Source organism: Sphingopyxis sp. 113P3, assembly GCF_001278035.1.
GTDB lineage: Bacteria > Pseudomonadota > Alphaproteobacteria > Sphingomonadales > Sphingomonadaceae > Sphingopyxis.
Genome location: NZ_CP009452.1, coordinates 2,897,787 through 2,917,109, shown reverse-complemented (window position 1 = coordinate 2,917,109; position 19,323 = coordinate 2,897,787). Strand labels below are relative to the sequence as shown.

18 protein-coding genes and 2 riboswitches are annotated in these 19,323 nt (G+C 66.5%); of the genes, 17 read left to right on the top strand and 1 reads right to left on the bottom strand.

Annotation, left to right across the window (positions count from 1 at the left end; genetic code table 11):
* Positions 1-137 precede the first annotated feature (137 nt).
* From ftsZ to LH20_RS14125, 16 genes are all read left to right on the top strand, one after another.
* Positions 138-1,616 carry a cell division protein FtsZ gene (gene ftsZ, locus LH20_RS14200; RefSeq protein WP_053554778.1) on the top strand — a complete coding sequence of 493 codons (1,479 nt, stop codon included), beginning with the start codon at positions 138-140 and terminating at the stop codon, positions 1,614-1,616.
* Positions 1,617-1,689: 73 nt separating this feature from the next.
* Entirely contained in the window at positions 1,690-3,504 is a 1,815-nt protein-coding gene (locus LH20_RS14195) for a tetratricopeptide repeat protein (protein ID WP_235526988.1), read from the top strand.
* Complete coding sequence (locus LH20_RS14190; protein WP_053554776.1) at positions 3,501-4,676, top strand: deoxyguanosinetriphosphate triphosphohydrolase; 1,176 nt, start codon at positions 3,501-3,503, stop codon at positions 4,674-4,676. The genes LH20_RS14195 and LH20_RS14190 overlap by 4 nt, the downstream gene beginning before the upstream one ends.
* Before the next feature lie 76 nt (positions 4,677-4,752).
* Positions 4,753-5,412 (top strand): NAD-dependent dehydratase, encoded by a 660-nt coding sequence (locus LH20_RS14185; protein ID WP_053554775.1) that lies wholly within the window; start codon positions 4,753-4,755, stop codon positions 5,410-5,412.
* Positions 5,413-5,469: 57 nt separating this feature from the next.
* A riboswitch (glycine riboswitch) is annotated at positions 5,470-5,572 on the top strand.
* Positions 5,573-5,681: riboswitch (glycine riboswitch) on the top strand. It abuts the riboswitch before it with no gap.
* A 53-nt stretch (positions 5,682-5,734) separates the two neighbouring features.
* The gene (gene gcvT, locus LH20_RS14180; protein WP_053554774.1) at positions 5,735-6,868 is read left to right on the top strand and encodes a glycine cleavage system aminomethyltransferase GcvT; all 1,134 of its coding nucleotides are present in this window, start codon (positions 5,735-5,737) and stop codon (positions 6,866-6,868) included.
* A gap of 2 nt (positions 6,869-6,870) precedes the next feature.
* Positions 6,871-7,242, top strand: a complete 372-nt coding sequence (gcvH, locus tag LH20_RS14175; RefSeq protein WP_053554773.1) for a glycine cleavage system protein GcvH — start codon at positions 6,871-6,873, stop codon at positions 7,240-7,242.
* Between the two features lie 78 nt (positions 7,243-7,320).
* On the top strand, positions 7,321-8,142 hold the full coding sequence (locus LH20_RS14170) for a glycosyltransferase family 2 protein (protein WP_053554772.1): 822 nt from the start codon (positions 7,321-7,323) through the stop codon (positions 8,140-8,142).
* 3 nt (positions 8,143-8,145) lie between these two features.
* Entirely contained in the window at positions 8,146-9,504 is a 1,359-nt protein-coding gene (gcvPA, locus tag LH20_RS14165; protein WP_053554771.1) for an aminomethyl-transferring glycine dehydrogenase subunit GcvPA, read from the top strand.
* A 32-nt stretch (positions 9,505-9,536) separates the two neighbouring features.
* Positions 9,537-11,090 (top strand): aminomethyl-transferring glycine dehydrogenase subunit GcvPB, encoded by a 1,554-nt coding sequence (gene gcvPB / locus LH20_RS14160; RefSeq protein ID WP_053556293.1) that lies wholly within the window; start codon positions 9,537-9,539, stop codon positions 11,088-11,090.
* Positions 11,091-11,280: 190 nt separating this feature from the next.
* Positions 11,281-11,730 (top strand): ABA4-like family protein, encoded by a 450-nt coding sequence (locus LH20_RS14155; protein WP_053554770.1) that lies wholly within the window; start codon positions 11,281-11,283, stop codon positions 11,728-11,730.
* The gene (locus tag LH20_RS14150; RefSeq protein ID WP_053554769.1) at positions 11,727-12,362 is read left to right on the top strand and encodes a DUF938 domain-containing protein; all 636 of its coding nucleotides are present in this window, start codon (positions 11,727-11,729) and stop codon (positions 12,360-12,362) included. The genes LH20_RS14155 and LH20_RS14150 overlap by 4 nt, the downstream gene beginning before the upstream one ends.
* A 125-nt stretch (positions 12,363-12,487) precedes the next feature.
* Complete coding sequence (locus tag LH20_RS14145; protein ID WP_053554768.1) at positions 12,488-14,044, top strand: fatty acid--CoA ligase; 1,557 nt, start codon at positions 12,488-12,490, stop codon at positions 14,042-14,044.
* Positions 14,045-14,366: 322 nt separating this feature from the next.
* Complete coding sequence (gene ybeY, locus LH20_RS14140; RefSeq protein WP_053554767.1) at positions 14,367-14,873, top strand: rRNA maturation RNase YbeY; 507 nt, start codon at positions 14,367-14,369, stop codon at positions 14,871-14,873.
* Positions 14,874-14,891: 18 nt separating this feature from the next.
* Positions 14,892-15,833 carry a hemolysin family protein gene (locus LH20_RS14135; protein WP_053554766.1) on the top strand — a complete coding sequence of 314 codons (942 nt, stop codon included), beginning with the start codon at positions 14,892-14,894 and terminating at the stop codon, positions 15,831-15,833.
* Positions 15,834-15,885: 52 nt separating this feature from the next.
* Complete coding sequence (locus LH20_RS14130; RefSeq protein WP_053554765.1) at positions 15,886-17,040, top strand: glycosyltransferase family 4 protein; 1,155 nt, start codon at positions 15,886-15,888, stop codon at positions 17,038-17,040.
* A gap of 4 nt (positions 17,041-17,044) precedes the next feature.
* Positions 17,045-18,373: a replication-associated recombination protein A gene (locus LH20_RS14125; RefSeq protein WP_053554764.1), complete on the top strand. Its 1,329-nt coding sequence runs from the start codon at positions 17,045-17,047 to the stop codon at positions 18,371-18,373.
* A 173-nt stretch (positions 18,374-18,546) separates the two neighbouring features.
* Here LH20_RS14125 and LH20_RS14120 read toward each other — a convergent pair whose 3' ends face one another.
* Positions 18,547-18,957, bottom strand: a complete 411-nt coding sequence (locus LH20_RS14120) for a GFA family protein (protein WP_053554763.1) — start codon at positions 18,955-18,957, stop codon at positions 18,547-18,549.
* Between the two features lie 185 nt (positions 18,958-19,142).
* Here LH20_RS14120 and LH20_RS23780 point away from each other — a divergent pair, with 185 nt between their 5' ends.
* Positions 19,143-19,319 (top strand): hypothetical protein, encoded by a 177-nt coding sequence (locus LH20_RS23780; RefSeq protein ID WP_200905384.1) that lies wholly within the window; start codon positions 19,143-19,145, stop codon positions 19,317-19,319.
* Positions 19,320-19,323 lie beyond the last annotated feature (4 nt).

Below are 19,323 nucleotides of genomic sequence, written 5' to 3'. Positions count from 1 at the left end.
AAGGTTAATTTTTTGGGTGATTCCAGCGTCACAATAGTGCAATGCGGTCGCAGGAATCCGGGCGGCGGGACCACCGCCTGTTTGGGTCGCATGGTGAGGCTAGCGGCTGAGGTTCGCCGCTGCAGGGAGATAATTTGATGAGCATCGATATTGGTCCGCCACAGGTCGATGAGTTGAAGCCGCGCATCGCGGTCATCGGCGTGGGCGGCGCGGGGGGCAATGCCATCGCCAACATGATCGCCGCCCGGGTCGAAGGCGTCGATTTCGTGGTCGCGAACACCGACGCGCAGGCACTCAATGCCTCGCCGGCCGAGCGCCGCATCCAGCTTGGCACGCAGATCACGCAGGGCCTCGGCGCAGGGTCGCGGCCCGAGGTCGGACGCGCTGCTGCCGAGGAAAGCATCGCGCAGGTCGAAGAGGCGCTGAACGGCGCGCACATGTGTTTCGTCGCGGCCGGCATGGGCGGCGGCACCGGCACCGGTGCGGCACCGGTCATCGCCAAGGCGGCACGCGACCGCGGCATCCTCACCGTCGGCGTTGTCACCAAGCCCTTCACGTTCGAAGGTCAGCGCCGCATGCGCTCCGCCGAGGCCGGCATTGCGGAGCTGCAGGACCATGTCGACACGCTGATCGTCATTCCGAACCAGAATCTCTTCCTTGTCGCCAATCCGAACACGACCTTCAAGGAAGCGTTCAGCATGGCGGACGAGGTGCTCCAGCAGGGCGTTCGCGGCATCACCGATCTCATGGTCATGCCCGGGCTCATCAACCTCGACTTCGCCGACGTGCGCAGCGTGATGCGGGAGATGGGCAAGGCGATGATGGGCACCGGCGAGGCCGAAGGCGATGGCCGCGCGCTCGAAGCGGCGCAGAAAGCGATCGCCAACCCGCTGCTCGACGGCGTTTCGATGGCGGGTGCAAAGGGCGTGATCGTCTCGATCGTCGGCGGCGAGGACATGCGCCTCATGGAGGTCGACGAGGCCGCGAACCACATCCGCGAGCTGGTCGATCCCGATGCGAACATCATCTGGGGCAGCGCCTTCAACGAGAATCTGGAGGGCAAGATCCGCGTCTCGGTCGTCGCGACCGGCATCGACGGCACGGGTGAGCCCGCGGCCGCTGCGCCCGCAACGCGCAGCTTCTCCTTCGCGCCCGCGCGCACCGCGGCGCCGGCACCTGCTCCCGCCCCGGCGCCGATCGCCGAAGAGGTGATCGAGCCGGCAGCCGAGGAAGCGCCCGCGGCCGAGCCAGCAGCGGACAGCGATCCGGCTCCGGGCTTCTCGCTCGGCGGGCAGGCAGAGCCCGAGGCGCCGCGTGCGGTGCCCGAGGAGGAGCCGATGGAGCTTTCCCAGGTCGCGGCGACCTACGACGACACGGCAGACGAACTGGTTCTCGGCGAGCCCGCAGCTCCCGCGGCCGAATATCGACCGGCGCCTGTCGCGCCTGCGACGGTTGCGGAGGAAGCACCGTCCCGACCGATCGGAGGCGGAACCTTGTTCGAACGCATGTCGCGTCTGTCGCGCGGTGCAGTCGCCCCCGAGGGCGACGGCGCAGCCCCGGACAAGGACGACGGGGTCGATATTCCGCGCTTCCTGGGCCGGCAGAACAACCAGTAACAGGGCTCTTGGGCCGCCGCACACGGGCGGGGCGGCCCGGAAACGGGATGATTGGCCCATGTGGCGATCGCAGATGACCGGGCGGCAAGGCGCATTCGCGCTGCTGTTGCTGTCGGCGGTCGCCACGACGCCGTCGCAGGCGATGCAGGTGGCGCAGCCCGACGCCGCCACGCGCGCCGCGATGGAAAAACGCACCGCGGCGCGCACGATGCTCTCGTCGGCGCTCGCGCGCATTGCCGCCAATTCCACCGATGCGCGGGCACTTCTCGATGCCGGGCGCGCCTCGATCGCGCTCGAGGATTACCGCGCCGCGCTCGGTTTCCTCGTCCGCGCCGAACAGGCGGCACCGCGCGACGGGGCGGTCAAGGCCGCGCTCGGGTCGGCGATGGTCCATATGGAAAACCCGACGCGCGCGCTCGATTATTTCGGCGAGGCGCAATTGCTCGGGGCGCCTGAACGGCTGTTTCTCGCCGACCGTGGGCTGGCCAGGGACCTTCTCGGCCAGCAGGATGCCGCTCAGCGCGATTATCAGCTGGCGCTGTCGATCGCGACCGATGACGAAGTGACGCGGCGCTATGCGCTGTCGCTCGGGATCAGCGGCGAGCCCGATCGCGCGATCCAGATGCTGGGGCCCCAGCTCCGCCAGTCAGACCGCGGTGCGTGGCGGCTGCGCGCGATGATCCTGGCGATGAACGGCCGCGACAAGGAGGCAACCGACATCGTCAATGCGACGATGCCGGCTGCGCTCGCGCAAAATATTCTGCCCTATCTGACGCGCATGGACCGTCTCAATCCCGCGCAGCAGGCCGCAGCCGCCCATTTCGGGCGCTTTCCGGCGGGAGAGCTCGGGCCTGCGCGCAAGCCCGTGCAGGTGGCCTCGGCCCCCGCGCGTGCCGCCGAAGCATCTTCCCGGCGGGGATCGGGGAGCCGCCGTGCCGCCGCCAAGGCGCCCACGCCCACGCCCACGCCCACGTCCACGCCAGCGCCTGCTGCTGTCCGCAGCCCGGCCCCCACCCCAGCGCCGACACCTGTCGCCGCCGCAACGTCGGCTCCCAAACCCACGCCAACACCCGCGCCTGCGCCGGCTCCGACGGCCGCGCGGCCCCAGCCCCAGGCGGTGACACCGGCGCCCGCGGCCGCACGGCCGCAGGCGCAGACGGCGTCACCTTCCCCCGCGGCAGCCTCTCCGGCCCCGACGCAGACGCAGCCAGCCCGCACCGCCGCGGCCCAGCCCGCGCCGATCGGCGTTGCGATCCGGCGCGATAGCGGGCCCGTCGGGCCCGGTTTCTCGATCGCCGACATGGGAAGCAACCCAGCGCCCGCCGCCAACGCGCCTGTGCCGGCGTCGGCAGGTGCCGCCTCGGCTCCCGCCGCTGCGTCGGCCACCGCGGCGCCGCTCGCCTCGCTCGCCGATATCGTCAGTTCGATCGAAATTCCTCCCGAAGAAATGGCGCGGCCCGACAATGCAATCGGAGCCGCCACGCTCGCGAAGCTCCTCGAGGACAAGCGAAAGGCCGAAGCGGCTGAGGAGGCGAAGCGCGCCAAGGAGGAGGCCGCGGCCAAGGCGAAGGCCGAGGCCGACGCGAAGGCCAAGGCCGAGGCCGACAGGAAAAAGGCGAACCCTGCGCGCAATTGGGTTCAAATCGCGACCGGGGCGAACCCCAAGGCCTTGGCGTTCGATTACAATCGCTTCGCAAAGCGCAACGCGGCGCTGTTCCAGGGCAAGTCGGGGTCGACCGCCGAATGGGGCCAGACCCGCCGCCTGCTCGTCGGCCCGTTCAAGGATCGCAAGGCGGCGCAGGACTGGCTTGCCGACTATAAGAAGGCGGGCGGCGATGGCTTCCTGTTCACCAGCGAGGCGGGCGAAGCCGTCGAACCGATCAAGTGAGCGACATCGCCTCCTGCGCCAGCGACCCCGCGCATTCGCGCGGTCGCCATCATGAGGAACCGGGCCGCGTCGTCCGCGGGCCGCGCGATGTCTTCCAGCGTGACCGCGACCGCATCATCCATTCGATCGCCTTTCGCCGCCTGCGCCACAAGACGCAGGTATTCGTCGCGCCCGACGGCGATCATTACCGCGTTCGTTTGACCCACAGCATCGAGGTCGCGCAAATCGGTCGCGGCATCGCCCGCGCGCTCGGCCTCAACGAGGATCTGACCGAGGCCCTCTGCCTCGCGCACGATATCGGCCATCCGCCTTTCGGTCATGCGGGAGAGCATGCGCTGAAAGCGGCGATGCAGGCGCATGGCGGGTTCGACCATAATGGCCACACGCTGCGCACCCTCGCGCGCATCGAATGCCCCTATCCCCGCTTTGATGGCCTCAACCTGACCTGGGAAACGCTCGAAGGACTCGCCAAGCACAATGGTCCCGTTCGCCATCCGGGCTGGGCGCTTGCGGATATCGACGCTGAATTTCCTCTCGATCTTGCAACCCACGCAAGTCTCGAGGCGCAGGTCGCCGCGGTCGCCGACGACATCGCCTACGACAACCATGATATCGACGACGGGCTGCGCGCGGGTCTGCTCGACCTCGACCAGCTCATGGCGCAGCCCTTTGTCGCGGCCAATTTTGCAGGCGTGGAGAAGCGGTTCCCAGGCGCCCCGCGCGAGAGAATGCTGCGCGAACTGGTGCGCGATCAGATCGGGGTGATGGTCAACGATGTCATCGCCGCGACTGCCGCCAATGTTGCGGATGCGGGGGTGCAAAGCGCGACCGAGATTCGCGCAGCGGGCCGCACCTTGGGCGGATTCTCGCCAGAGCTCGCGCGGCAAGAGCGCGACCTGAAGCGCTTCATGTACGCCAATCTCTACCACCACCCCTCGCAGCTCGCAGCAGCCGAGGCCGCGCAGCAGGTCGTCAGCCGCCTCTTTGCCGCCTATGCCGACGATCCACGCCGCATGGGCGCTGACTGGGCCGCGCGTCTGCCCGAAGGGGAAACCGCGATCGCGCGCTACATCGGCGACTATATCGCCGGCATGACCGACCGCTTTGCCGTAGACCGCTACGCCGAGATCTTCGGCCGCGACGCGGTACCCGAGCCGCTGCGGCATGTGTGAGGCGCGCGCAGATTGCTGTCGCAGCCTTTGGACACACGCATGTGTCATTGGCGCGCAAGGCTGATAGAGAAGCGGGATGAGAGAGGCTCATCCGAAAATTCTGCTGGTCGGCGCGACCGGCCTCGTCGGACGCAGCGTCGTCCAGGAGGCGGGTGATCTATCGCTCACCATCCTCGCGCGCCGCGACCCCGGTGATCTGCCGGACCACCACCTGCTGCTCGTCGCCCCGCCCGAACGCTGGGCGGACATGATCGCCGCCCAGCAGCCCGAAGTGCTGATCTCCTGCCTCGGGACCACCATCCGCACGGCGGGCTCGCAGGCGGCGTTTCGCGCGGTCGATCGCGATCTCATCCTCTCGGCGGCGCGCGGCGCGCGGGTGGGCGGCGCGGCGCGGATGATTGTCGTGAGTTCGGTTGGCGCGTCGGCCAGAAGCCGCAATTTCTATTTGAGAACCAAGGGCGAAACCGAAGAGGGCCTGCGCGCTCTCGGTTTCGACCGGCTCGACATGATCCGTCCCGGTCTGCTCACCGGCAGGCGGCCGGGCCCTGCGCGGCTGGGGGAGGGGATTGCGATCGCGGCGGCGCCCCTGTTCGACGCGCTGCTTTTCGGATCGCTTCGCCGCTATCGCTCGATTCCCGCCGAAATCGTGGCCAAAGCGATCCTTGCGATCGCATCCCGCCGCGAAAGCGGCTCCTATGTTCACGAAAACGACGCGATCCGCGCGCTCGCCGATTGACTCTGAGAAAGCGCGCCGCCAAGGCTCAGCCGTCTGCCGGAGCCCGCAGGGGATTCGGCCGGCCGCGCGGGAGAGCGCGCGGTGCGGAGCGATCCGCGCCTCGCCACCGAAGGAGCAACCGCCCCGGAAACTCTCAGGTTCGCAGGACCGCGCAGGCTGGAACGGACACTCTGGAAAGCGTTCCGGCCGTGCCGGAACCACCGAAGGGGTAACCTTGGGGCGCATCCCCCAAGGGAAAACTCTCAGGTTCCCGTGACAGAGGGGGCATGGCGACGGAGCGGCGAGAGGCCGCGTCTCGCCGTGTCAACGACGGGAGACTGACATGACGACAAGCGAACAGACGGGCGAAGAGACCGCGCCTATCGGCACCCTGCCGCTCGATGCCTGGCACCGGGCAAAGGGCGCACGAATGGTGGAATTTGCCGGTTACTGGATGCCGATCCAGTATGAAGGCATCATGGCCGAACATTTGTGGACCCGCGCGAATGCGGGGCTGTTCGACGTCAGCCACATGGGACAGCTTCTGCTGAGCGGCCAAGGCGCCGCCGAGGCGCTCGAAGCGCTCGTTCCCGGCGATATTTCCGCGCTGAAACCCGGCCGAATGCGCTACTCGCTACTGCTCGCGGAAGATGGCGGGATTCTGGACGACCTGATGATCACCGGCGGCGAGCAGGGGCTCTACATGGTCGTCAACGGTGCCGTGAAATGGGACGATATCGCCCATCTGCGCGAGCATCTGCCCGACGAGATCGGGCTCAACCATATGGACGAGCAGGCGCTGCTTGCGCTGCAGGGGCCGCAGGCCGCCGCGGCGCTCGAGCGGCTTGTTCCGGGCGTTGGCGCGCTGGTGTTCATGCAGGCGGATGCCTTCGATTGGAACGGCGTGCCGCTTGGTATCAGCCGGTCGGGCTATACCGGCGAGGACGGGTTCGAGATTTCGGTGCCCGCGGCGCACGTCACTGCGCTCGCCGACGCGCTGTGCGCGATGGAGGAGGTAAAGCCCATCGGCCTTGGCGCGCGCGACTCGCTGCGCCTCGAGGCAGGGCTGCCGCTCTACGGGCATGACCTCGACCCCGCGACCGATCCCGTCGAAGGCGATCTTGCCTTCGCGATTTCCAAGCGCCGGCGCGAGGAGGGCAACTTTCCCGGTGCCGCGCGCATCCTCGGCCATCTTGCCGACGGCGCTCCGCGCAAGCGCGTCGGGCTGCTTGTCGATGGCAAGTTGCCCGTGCGCGAGGGCGCCAAGCTTTTCGACGGCAACACCGAAATCGGCGTCGTGACCTCGGGCGGTTTCGCGCCGAGCCTCGGCGCGCCGATCGCAATGGGCTACGTGCCCACGGGCCTCTCCGCGACCGGCACGGCGCTTGCCGCCGAGGTGCGGGGGAAGCGCGTGCCCGTGACGGTCGCCGCCATGCCATTTGTTCCGCACAATTATGTCCGCAAACAGGGAGGCTGACGATGCCGCGTTACTATACCGAAGAACATGAGTGGATCGACGTTGACGGCGAAGTCGCGACGGTCGGAATCACCGATTTTGCACAGGGCCAGCTTGGCGACATCGTCTTCGTCGAAGTGCCTGACACCGGGACCGAATTGAGCGCGGGCGGCGACGCGGCGGTGGTGGAATCGGTGAAGGCAGCAAGCGACGTCTACGCCCCTGTCGATGGCGTGGTGACCGAGGGCAACAGCCAGCTCGAAGAAGACCCCGCGCTCGTCAACAGCGATCCTGAAGGCGAAGGCTGGTTCTTCCGCATGACACTATCCGACAAGAGCCAGCTCGATGGTCTGATGAATGCCGCCGCCTACAAGGAATTCTGCGACAGCCTGTAAGTCACGCCCCTCCCGGTCGCGGGAGGGGGGAGATAGGTTCATGACATCTCTCGCCATCCTGTCGATCGGGCCCGCGGCATGACCGCCGCAGCACCCGCCCTTGCCGATTGCCGGCCGATGATTGCGACCGCGATCTATGCGGGAGCGCAGGGCGGCTATGTGCGCGCGGCGCTCGCGCTGGCGATGGCGGGGGCCGCGCGCGCGCTGCCCCTCCGCTTCGAATTCATCCTGCACGAGGCGCAGATCCACCGGGCGCGCGACATGCTGGCCAACATCTTCCTTAAGAGCGACTGCACACATCTGCTCTTTATCGACGACGATGTGGATTTTGCCGCCGACGATGTATTCGCCATGCTCGGAGCGATGGCCGGGCGTCCCGATTGCGCGATCCTCGGCGCGCCGGTCCCGCGCCGCGTCGTGAACTGGGCGCAGGTGGCGCGCGCTGCCGAGCGCGGGCTCGCGCGGAGCAACCCCGGCGGTCTTGCAGCCTTTACCGGCGATTTCGCACTGAGTTTCCTCAACCCCGCGCAGTCGTTCAAGCTGAATGAACTGGTCGAGCTGACGCAGCTTGGCGGTGCCTTCATGCTGGTGCGGCGCGATGTGATCGAAACGCTCTGCGCGCGGCACGGCGATCTCGCCTTCCGCGTCGATGCGCGCGACCGCCAGAACGCCGGGGTCGGCGAAGAGGTGCACGGGCTGTTCATGCCGATGATCGAGCCTGAAACTCGCCGGCAACTCTCCGAGGACTATGCCTTCTGCTACCGCGCGCGTGCTGCCGGTTTCCGGATCTGGCTCGCGCCCTGGGTCCGCACCGCGCACAGCGGCCCTGCGACCTTTCGTGGATCGCTCGCCGATCTCGCGCCGCTTTTTTCCGAAAACCCCGTTTCTTCGCCGGAGTAATTCATGCGTTACCTGCCCCTCACCCCCGATGACCGCAGCGCGATGCTCGCGGCGGTCGGCGCATCGTCGATCGACGATCTGTTCGTCGACGTCCCTGAAGCGGCCCAGCTTGCAGGGCCCATTGCCCAGCTGCCGATGCACGCCAGCGAGCTTGCGGTCGAGCGCCATATGGCGGCCCTTGCTCGGCAGAATCGCGCCGCAGGCGACGGACCTTTCTTCCTCGGCGCAGGCGCCTATCGGCACCATGTGCCCGCGAGCGTCGACCATCTCATCCAGCGCGGCGAATTTCTCACCGCCTATACGCCCTATCAGCCCGAGATCGCGCAGGGCACGCTCCAGATGCTGTTCGAGTTTCAGACGCAGGTCGCGCGCCTCTTTGGCACCGACGTCGCCAATGCCTCGATGTACGACGGTTCGACCGCCTGCTGGGAAGCGATCGTGATGGCGCGGCGGGTAACGCGGCGCGGCAAGGCCCTGCTCTCGACGGGGCTGCATCCCCATTATCGCAGCGTCGCGCGCACGATGGCAAAATATACCGGCGACCTCCTCGTTGACGGAGACCCGGGCCTCGACGCCGCCACCGACTGGAGCGCGCTCGCCGCGGCGGTCGACAAGGAGACGAGCTGCGTCGTCGTCCAATATCCCGATATTCTCGGCCGCCTCGACGACATGCGCGCGCTCGCTGCTGCGTGTGAGGCAGCCGGCGCATTGCTGATTGCGGTCGTGACCGAGCCGGTCGCGCTCGGCCTCATCCAGGCGCCGGGCGAGATGGGTGCCGATATTGTGGTCGGCGAGGGACAGTCGATCGGCGTTGGCCTTCAGTTCGGCGGACCCTATGTCGGGCTCTTCGCCTGCAAGGCCAAATATGTCCGACAGATGCCTGGGCGCCTGTGCGGCGAGACGGTCGACGCCAATGGCAAGCGCGGCTTCGTGCTGACCTTGTCGACGCGCGAACAGCATATCCGGCGCGAGAAAGCGACGAGCAATATCTGCACAAACTCCGGATTATGTGCGCTCGCCTTCAGCATCCACATGACGTTGCTCGGCGAAGCGGGCCTCCGCCGCCTCGCGGCGATCAACCATAGCCGGGCCAAGGCAGCCGCGGATGCGCTTGCAAAAGTGCCGGGCGTCTCGGTCATGAACAGCGTTTTCTTCAACGAATTCACCCTTGTCCTTCCCAAGGCAGCGCGACCCGTCGTGCACGAGCTTGCCGAGAGGGGCGTCCTGGGGGGCGTGTCGCTCGGCCGCCTCTATCCCGGCAATGAGGGGCTCGCGAACGGTCTCGTCGTTGCCGTGACCGAAACCGTGACCGTAGAGGATATCGCCGCCTTTGCCGCGGCGCTGAAGGAGGTGCTGGCATGACCGCGCTCAACCGCGCCGGGTGGCGCCCGGAAATGAACGCCGGCGGTGCCGACGACAATGTGACCTTCACCGGCAACCGCGCGCTGATGCTCGAAGAGCCTCTGGTCTTCGAGATCGGCTCGAACGAAACGACCGGGGTCGATTTTGACGAGGAGGCGCCTGCGGCCGATCTGGGCGCGCTCGCGCGTTCGGCGCCGATCGGCCTGCCGGGCCTCAGCGAGGGCGAGGCCGTGCGTCATTACACGCGTCTCAGCCGCCAGAATTATGCCATCGACCTTGGCCTCTTCCCGCTCGGCAGCTGCACGATGAAGCACAACCCGCGCCTCAACGAAAAGGTCGCCCGGATGCCGGGCTTTGCCGATGCGCACCCACTGCAGCCGCAGGAGACGGTGCAGGGGGCCTATGCCGTAATTCATGAGCTTGCCGAGTGGCTGGTCACGCTCACCGGCATGGACAGCATCGCCATGTCGCCCAAGGCCGGCGCGCATGGCGAACTTTGCGGCATCTTGTGCATCAAGGCGGCGCTTCAGGCGCGCGGCGAAGACCGGCGGGTTCTGCTCGTCCCCGAAAGCGCACACGGTACCAATCCTGCGACGGCGGCCTTTGCAGGCTTCAGCGTGGAGGATATTCCCGCCACCCGCGAGGGCCGCGTCGACCTTGCTGCGCTCAAAGCCCGGCTCGGCCCCGATGTTGCCGGGGTCATGATCACCAACCCCAACACCTGCGGCCTGTTCGAGCGCGACCTCAAGGCGATTTCGGATGCGGTCCACGCGGCGGGCGGCTATGTCTATTGCGACGGTGCCAATTTCAACGCGATCGTCGGGCGTGTGCGGCCTGGCGACCTCGGCGTCGATGCGATGCACATCAACCTGCACAAGACCTTCTCGACCCCGCACGGCGGCGGCGGCCCGGGCTCAGGCCCCGTGGTGCTCTCGAAGGCGCTCGCGCCCTTTGCGCCGCTGCCTTTCGTCACGAAGGAAGGCGGCCGGTTCCGGCTGGTCGAAGAGGAAAGCGCGGGCGAGGATCATCCCGAAAGCTTCGGCCGCATGACCGCTTTTCACGGCCAGATGGGCATGTTCACGCGCGCTCTCGCCTATATCCTCAGTCACGGTGCCGACGGACTGCGCCAGGTCGCCGAGGATGCGGTGCTCAATGCCAATTATGTGCTGCGCGGCCTTGAGGATGTGCTCGACGCGCCCTTTGCGGCGTCGGGTCCGTGCATGCACGAGGCATTGTTCAGCGATAAAGGGCTCGCCGAGGGCTTCACGACGCTCGACATCGCCAAGGGGCTGATCGACGAGGGCTACCACCCGATGACGGTCTATTTTCCGCTCGTTGTCCACGGTGCGATGCTGGTCGAACCGACCGAGACCGAATCGAAGGCGGTGCTCGATCAGTTCATCGGCGCGCTGCGCAGTATCGCGATGCGGGCAAAGAATGGTGACCCGGCACTTAAATCGGCGCCTCATTTCGCTCCGCGCGCGCGGCTCGACGAGACGATGGCGGCGCGCAAGCCCGTGCTCACCTGGAGCGAACCTGTGGTCGCGCCCGGCACGCCCTCGATGAGCGAGATCGGGGGGAGCTGATCTGCACGCGATCACGCGCCCCTCAGATTTCGTCCGTGCGATCAAGGCCGCCGCGCGTCCCGGCCTCGCGTCGCCAGTGGCGTCTTGGGGGACTTTGCTCGGCGCGATGGGACCGCTAGACCAGATAGGGCGCTCGTCAGGGCGCAACTGCGCCGCGGCCTCTTGCGGCCGGGCGGGGGAGGGAGCCTGAATGAGCTGGAACAGCCTTTATCTTGTCACCAATTATTGGGCGCTCGCCGGCTGGCTGGCGCTCGCCTTCGCGCCGCGCAGCCCGCGCATCCTCTCGGCGATACTCTATGCGGGCGTTGCGCTGCTTTGCCTCGTCTACACGGTGCTGATCGCTGGTTTTCTCACTGGCGGCATCGACCCCGGCGGGGCAGGGGGCGGCGATTTCTCCTCGCTGGCCGGGGTGATGAAGCTCTTCGATGCCCCCGGCGGCGCGACCCTCGGTTGGACGCATTATCTTGCCTTTGACCTCTTCACCGGCATGTGGATCGCGCGCGATGCTGACCAGAAGGGCTTCAGCCGGATCATCCAGCTTCCCTTCCTGTTCCTGACGCTCATGGCGGGTCCGGTCGGCCTGCTTGCGTGGCTCATCGTTCGCGAACGGCGGGCCCGGGCGCTCGCCAAGGCGCAATGAGCCCCGAGCCCTGGACGCCCGGGGAAGGGGGCTCCGCGGCGAAGCGTCACGCGCCGGCGACGCTGCGCAATCGTGATGCGATCGTCCACGTTCTTGCCGAATGGCTGCCGCGCGCGGGCCTTGTACTCGAAGTCGCTAGCGGGTCGGGTGAGCATGTCGTCCACTTCGCCGCTGCTTTCCCTGCGCTCGATTGGCAGCCGAGCGATCCAGACGAGGCCGCGCTCGCCTCGATCGCGGCGTGGAGCGCCGAGGCGGGGCTTGCGAACCTCGCCTCGCCCCTCCGACTTGATGCAGCCGCTCCCGACTGGCGGCTCGGCCGCGCCGACGGGCTCATCTGCATCAACATGGTCCATATCAGCCCGTGGCGCGCGACCCTCGGTCTTTTCGCGGGAGCGGCGCGTCTCCTCGCTCGCGGCGCACCGCTCATTCTCTACGGCCCCTTTATCGAGACCGGCGTTCCCACCGCGCCGAGCAACCTCGCCTTCGACGCGAGCCTTCGGGCGCGCGACGCGGAATGGGGGCTGCGCGATCTCGAGGCGGTGAAAGCCGCAGCGCTCGAGGCCGGCTTCGCCTTCGCCGCGCGGCAGGCGATGCCCGCCAACAATCTGATGCTACTTTTTCGCCGTTCGTGACGGCCGCTATGCCGCGGCCGGCGCTGGGCGCTTAGCTTGCAAAGGGTTACGCTTGCCAAGCCCGCAGCTCTGTTGTTATCAAAGCTGAGAATGGCGCAAAAGCGCCTCCCGGGAGAGAAATGAGCATGAGCGACATCGCGGACCTTTTAACCTTCGACGAGTTTATCACCCATTGGGCGAAGGAGCGGCCTGATCGCGTCGCGATGCGCGAGGAAGACCGGGTGATGACCTATGGCGATCTTGAAGAGCGGACTGCGCGCGTCGCGAGCGCGCTTCTGGCCGCGGGGCTTCAGAAGGGCGACCGGATTGCCTGGATCGGCAAGAACAGCGATCTTTATTTCACGCTCTTTTACGGCGCGGCGCGCGCGGGGATCGTGATGGCGCCGATCGGCTGGCGCCTGGCCCCCGCCGAATGGGCGTTCATCGTCAATGACACGCGCGCGAAGATCGTTTTCACCGGCCCTGGTTTCGAGGCGGCGGCGGATCAGCTATCTGGCAAGCTCGAACATGCGCCCCGGATCATCGGCGCCGAAGCAGCGCGCGCGATGATCGACGCTGCGACGCGCACCGACTTCGCGCCGTCGGGACCGGACGATGCCGTGCTTCAGCTCTACACGTCGGGCACGACCGGGAACCCCAAGGGCGCGGTGCTCACCAACACCAATCTTTTCGCGCTGCGCAAGAATTCCGCCAATCTCGACATGCCCTACACCCAGTGGGAGGATGACGAGGCGGTGCTCGTCGCGATGCCCTGCGCGCATATCGGGGGCACCGGACTTGGCATCATGGCGCTCGCAGCAGGGCTTCCGGGCGTGGTACTTGCCGAATTCAATCCCGACGGCGTGTTCGACGCAGTCGAGCATCATGGCGTCACGCGCTTCTTCATCGTTCCCGCCGCGCTCCAGATGCTGCTTCTTCATCCGCGCTGCGCGAGCGTCGATTACAGCCGCCTCAAATATATTCTCTATGGCGCGGCGCCGATTCCGCTCGACCTCTTGCGCCAGTGCATCAAGATGTTCGGCGCGCAGTTCATCCAGGCCTATGGGATGACCGAGACGACGGGCACCATCTGCATGCTTCCGCCCGAGGACCATGATCCGGAGGGCAACAAGCGGATGCGCTCGGCGGGCAAACCGCTTCCCGGCGTCGAGATCAAGATCCTCGGCCCCGACGGCGGGGAGGTGCCAACGGGCGAGGTGGGCGAGGTCGTCACCCGCTCGTCGAACAATATGCAAGGCTATTGGAATCTTCCTGACGCGACCGCCAAGACGATGACTGCGGACGGCTGGATCCACACGGGCGACGCCGGCTACATGGACGAGGACGGCTATCTTTATATCCATGACCGGATGAAGGACATGATCATCTCGGGCGGGGAGAATGTCTATCCGGCCGAAGTCGAGAGCGCGATCTACGGTCACCCCGCCGTGCAGGAAGTCGCCGTGATCGGCATCCCCGACGCGAAATGGGGCGAAACGGTGAAGGCCGTCGTCGTTCCCAAGCCAGGCATGACGATCGAGGAGGGAGACATCATCGCCTGGACCCGGGAACGCATCGCCGCCTTCAAGGCGCCGCGCAGCGTCGACGTGATCGAGGCCCTGCCGCGCAACGCCTCGGGCAAGATCCTGCGCAAGGACCTGCGCGCACCCTATTGGGAAGGCTATGAGCGGATGGTGAACTAGCTTTCCCGGGCAAAAGCTGGAATATGGGCGCGTTCGTTGATGCGAGGCTGCCTCGTTGCGGCAGCCTCGGGCGAAGGGATCGGCGCTAGCGACCAGCTTGTCTCTGGCCGCCCTCGGCCCGCTCCGCCTGGAGTGAGGCAAAGCTCCCCAATGCCCCCCTTCCGCATTTTTCGCTGTCCTGCAAAGGTGCGCCGCGATAGCGTGGATCGATGATTATCGCGCACACCCCCGACCGCATCCCTGCGACCGGCAGGACAGATACCCTCAAGGATATGATGATAGCCAAGGGGTGTGAGACGCCCTGTGCGCCGGGACGTTCGGCGTGCTGAGCGTCGAGACATGCGCAGCGGTGCCGTGGCCCGACGCGCTTGACTGGGAGGCGCGCGCGGCAGAGGCTGCTGCGGCCGCGCTCGCGCTCACCCCCTATGCGCCGCTTGCCGATGCGGCGCCGCTCGTCGAGATTGCCGTGCGGCTCACCGACGATGCCGAAGTGCAGGCGCTCAACCGCGATTTTCGGAGCAAGGACAAGCCGACTAACGTGCTCTCCTTTCCGCAGGTACAAGCCGACCTTCTCACAAGCCTCTCGAACAGCGACGATGGCGAGATATTGCTCGGCGACATCGTGCTGGCGCGCGAGACCTGCGCGCGCGAAGCGGAAGAGAAGGGAATTCCGCTTGCCGATCATGCGACCCATCTCATCGTCCACGGCGCGCTCCACCTCGTGGGCTATGACCATATGGACGATGTGAGCGCGGCAGCGATGGAGGCGCTGGAGGTGAAAGCGCTTGCGTCGCTGGGCATCGCCAATCCATATGGCGACGAGCAATAGGAAGGACCAAAGCGCATCATGCCCGACGAGCAGGGATCTTCGAGCCGATCGGAAGAGGACAGTAGATCCGGCCTGTTGGCCGGGCTCAAGACATTGTTGTTCGGGGGCGACAAGGAACCGTCGCTGCGCGAGCAGATCGAAGACGTCATCGACGAGGCCGAGGAAGAAGGGGCCGAGCGCCGCGGCAGCAGCATTGTCGGCGACCTTTCGCCGATCGAGCGCAAGATGCTCCGTAACCTCCTTCATTTCGGCGAACAGACGGTCGACGACGTCGCCGTCCCGCGGGCCGACATCATCGCGATCGAGGAAAGCGCGCCTTTTGAGGATATTGTCGCGCTCTTCGCAGAGGCGGGGCACAGCCGCCTCCCGGTCTACCGCGAAACGCTCGACGAGGTCATCGGGATGATCCACGTCAAGGACGTCTTCGCCGTGCTTGCCGACGGACGCACGCCGCCGCCGCTCCTCGACCTCATCCGCCAGCCGCTCTACGTCCCGCAGTCGATGGGCGTGCTCGACCTGCTTGCCGACATGCGCGCGCAGCGCACCCATCTTGCGATCGTGATTGACGAATATTCGGGCACCGAGGGGCTCGTGACAATCGAGGACCTGGTCGAGGAGATTGTGGGCGAGATCGAGGACGAGCATGACGACGAGCCCGTCACTCTCTTTGCTCCGGGCGAAAATGGCTGCTGGGAGGCCGACGCGCGCGCCGAGCTCGATGATATCGGCGAGGCGATCGACCCGCGGCTTGCCGAGATCGAGGAGGATGTCGACACGGTTGGCGGGCTCGCCGCGGTGCTGGCGGGCCATGTGCCCGAGGTCGGCGAGATCCTCGTCCACCCGAGCGGATGGCGGATCGAGGTGACCGAGGCGGATGAACGCCGCGTCCATCACTTGCGTCTCCACCCGCCGCTCGAGGTCGACCTTGAGGCCTCGTCGGACCGCGGGGAGCCCTTTTAGGCACCGCGCGGCGCCGTTGCCTTTGGCGGGCGATGCGATTAGCGCAGGCGCAATGGACGTTTCCGATCTTCGCATCGCGCTGTTCAGCGGCAACTACAACATGACCGTCGATGGGGCGAACAAGGCGCTCAACCGCCTTGTCGGCTATCTCCTGGGCGAGGGCGCGGCGGTGCGCGTTTATTCGCCGACGGTCGAAAACCCCGACTTTGCGCCCACGGGTGAGCTCGTCAGCGTGCCGTCCATGGCGATCCCGGGGCGCAGCGAATATCGCATCCCGCTCTCGCTCTCCGCCCGCGTGCGCGAGGATCTGGCGATGTTCGCGCCGAATATCCTCCATATCTCAAGCCCCGACCGCGTCTCGCGGCAGGCCGCCGCCTGGGCGCGGCGGCGTCGGATCCCCGTTGCCTGTTCGGTCCACACGCGCTTTGAGACCTATTTTCGTTACTATAACCTCTCCTTCCTTGAACCGCTGGTCGTCGCCTGGCTGCGGCGCCTCTATCGTCGCTGCGACGCGCTCATCGCACCTTCGGAAAGCTTTGCGCAGGTGCTGCGCGAACAGCGGATGAACTACGATATCGGAATCTGGACCCGCGGGGTTGAACGCGACATCTTCCACCCCGGGCGCCGCGACGCCATGTGGCGCCAGTCGTGGGGGATCGCCGGCGAGGTGCCCGTCATCGCGTTTCTCGGCCGGCTCGTGATGGAAAAGGGGCTCGACGTCTTTGCCGACACGATCGACGTCCTGCGCCGCCGCGGCGTACCGCACGAGGTGGTGGTGATCGGCGAGGGACCCGCGGGCGACTGGTTCGAATCGCGGCTGCCGCACGCAAAATTCGTGGGATTCCAAGGCGGCGAGAACCTGGCGCGTGCGCTGGCGTCGTGCGACATGCTGTTCAACCCCTCGGTCACCGAAACTTTCGGCAATGTCACGCTCGAGGCGATGGCATGCGGCCTTCCCGTGGTGGCGGCGCGTGCAACGGGCAGCGCCAGCATCGTCAAGCACGGGCAGACGGGTTATCTCGTCGAGCCGGGTTCGATCGGCCTGTTTGCCGATGATCTGGAACATTATTGCCGCGATCCCGCGCTGCGCGCCGCGCACGGCGCGGCGGCGCTCGCGGAAAGCCGGTCCTACCAGTGGGATACGATCAATCAGGCGGTAGCGGACACCTATTTGCGGCTGATCCGCCAGAAGCAGCGGCGGGCCTGAGGCCATGGCCGGGGACCTGTTTGGGGACGACGTGCCGGCGTCCTCCCCGGGCGGCGCGCCCGGACCCGTTCCGCTGGCAGAGCGGCTGCGCCCCAAACGCCTTGGCGACGTCGTCGGGCAGGAGCATCTGACCGGCCCGGAGGGCGCGATCGGCCGCATGGTCGGGGCGGGGCAATTGTCGTCGATCATCCTCTGGGGCCCGCCTGGCACCGGCAAGACCACGATCGCGCGCCTGCTCGCCGAAGCGGTGGGAATGCGTTTTGCTCCGCTGTCTGCGGTCTTTTCCGGGGTCGCCGATCTCAAGAAGGCTTTCGCCGACGCCGAGAAGATGGCGGCCGCGGGAAAGCGCACTTTGCTTTTCGTCGACGAGATCCACCGCTTCAATCGCGCCCAGCAAGACGGCTTTCTTCCCTTCGTCGAGCGCGGGACGGTGGTGCTCGTGGGAGCGACGACCGAAAACCCGAGCTTTGCGCTCAACGCGGCGCTTCTAAGCCGCGCGCAGGTCCTCGTGCTGCACCGGCTCGATGAGGCTGCGCTTGCGACACTGGTCGACCGCGCCGAGGCCGAGGTCGGGCGGGCGCTCCCGGTCACGGACGAGGCGCGCGCGGCGCTGGTCGCGAGCGCCGACGGCGATGGACGGTTTCTCCTCAACCAGGTCGAGACCTTGTTTGCCGCCGCGATCGACGCGCCGCTGGATGCAGCCGAGCTTGCGCAATTTCTCCATCGCCGGATGCCCGTCTACGACAAGGACCGTGACGGGCATTACAATCTCATCTCGGCGCTGCACAAGGCGATGCGCGGCTCGGACCCGCAGGCCTCGCTCTACTGGCTCGCGCGAATGCTCGTTGCGGGGGAGGAGCCGCTCTATGTGCTCCGCCGCATCACCCGTTTTGCGAGCGAAGATATCGGACTTGCCGACCCTCAGGCCCTCGTCCAGTGCCTTGCTGCGAAAGACGCCTATCAGTTCCTCGGTTCTCCCGAAGGCGAACTCGCGATCGTGCAGGCGTGCCTCTACTGCGCGACTGCGCCCAAGTCGAACGCTGCCTATGCAGCGCAAAAGGCGGCCTGGGCAGCGGCGCGCGAAACGGGAAGCCTTGCGCCGCCCGCAAACATCCTCAACGCCCCGACCAAACTGATGAAGGATTTAGGCTACGGCGCCGGCTACAGCTACGACCATGACGCGCCGGAGGGCTTTTCGGGCGACAATTACTGGCCCGACGAAATGAATCCCGCGTCCTTCTACCGTCCCGTCGATCGCGGCTTCGAAAAGCGCATCGCCGAGCGGATCGCATGGTGGGACGCGCGGCGGCAGGGGCACGCAAAGGGCGATTGATGCCGCGGTTCGGTAGCGGGTGCGATGTCGTCGCCTTTGCCAGCGCGCTGCCTGACGCCGCCATCGCGCAATCCTACGGGCACGCCCGGACCCGAAGGCGTGGGAGCGGTCATCCGCAGCACCTGGTGCGAGCGCACAAACACGGCGCAGCGCGCCGCCTTCGGCCCCGGGCCTTAGCCCGGATAGCGTTCGAAGCTCGGCATCGCACCCAGGCTTTCCATCCAGCCGATGCGCTCAGCGGTCTGGATCTGCACCTGGGCCGGGATCAGGTCGGGATCGTCGAGCGTTGCAGTCTGGACATCGATCTGGCCAGGAAAGACCTGTTCGTTCGTGTAGAAAAGCCCCGTCCCGCATTCACCGCAGAAATGGCGGCGGCCATGTTCGGACGACGCGTAAACCTTGGGCACGCCGCTTACCTCGAGCGCATCCGCGCCGACCATCGCCCATCCAACCAGCGGCGCTCCTGCGTGCCGGCGGCAATCCTGGCAGTGGCATAGCGCATGATGCGCGACGGTGGTGGGCATCGAATAACGGATAGCGCCGCAGTGGCACCGGCCGGTTGCGCGGGTCGGGGTATCGCTCATTGTCTCGCTCCTAGGCCTTGGGCTGGAGAACATAACATAAACATCGCGTCAGCGAAATCCACATCATAAATGGGGATGAAGCCGCCCCTAGTCCTTAATCGGATATTTACCTAGTTTCATCACAAGTGGGCATCCAGCCAAGGGGGGCAGCTTTGAAGAAATCATTCTTAGACATGGTATTTGCCATGGCCGTTTTTTCTGCACTCGGCCTTGCGACCACGACGCCTGCACATGCCTATCTCGACGGCGGAACGGTCAGCATGGCGCTCCAGGCCCTGACAGGCGCCGTCGCCAGCGTGCTGCTGTTCGGCAAACTTTATTGGGCGAAGATCAAGAGTATCTTCAAGCGCCAGTCGGACTGAGCTC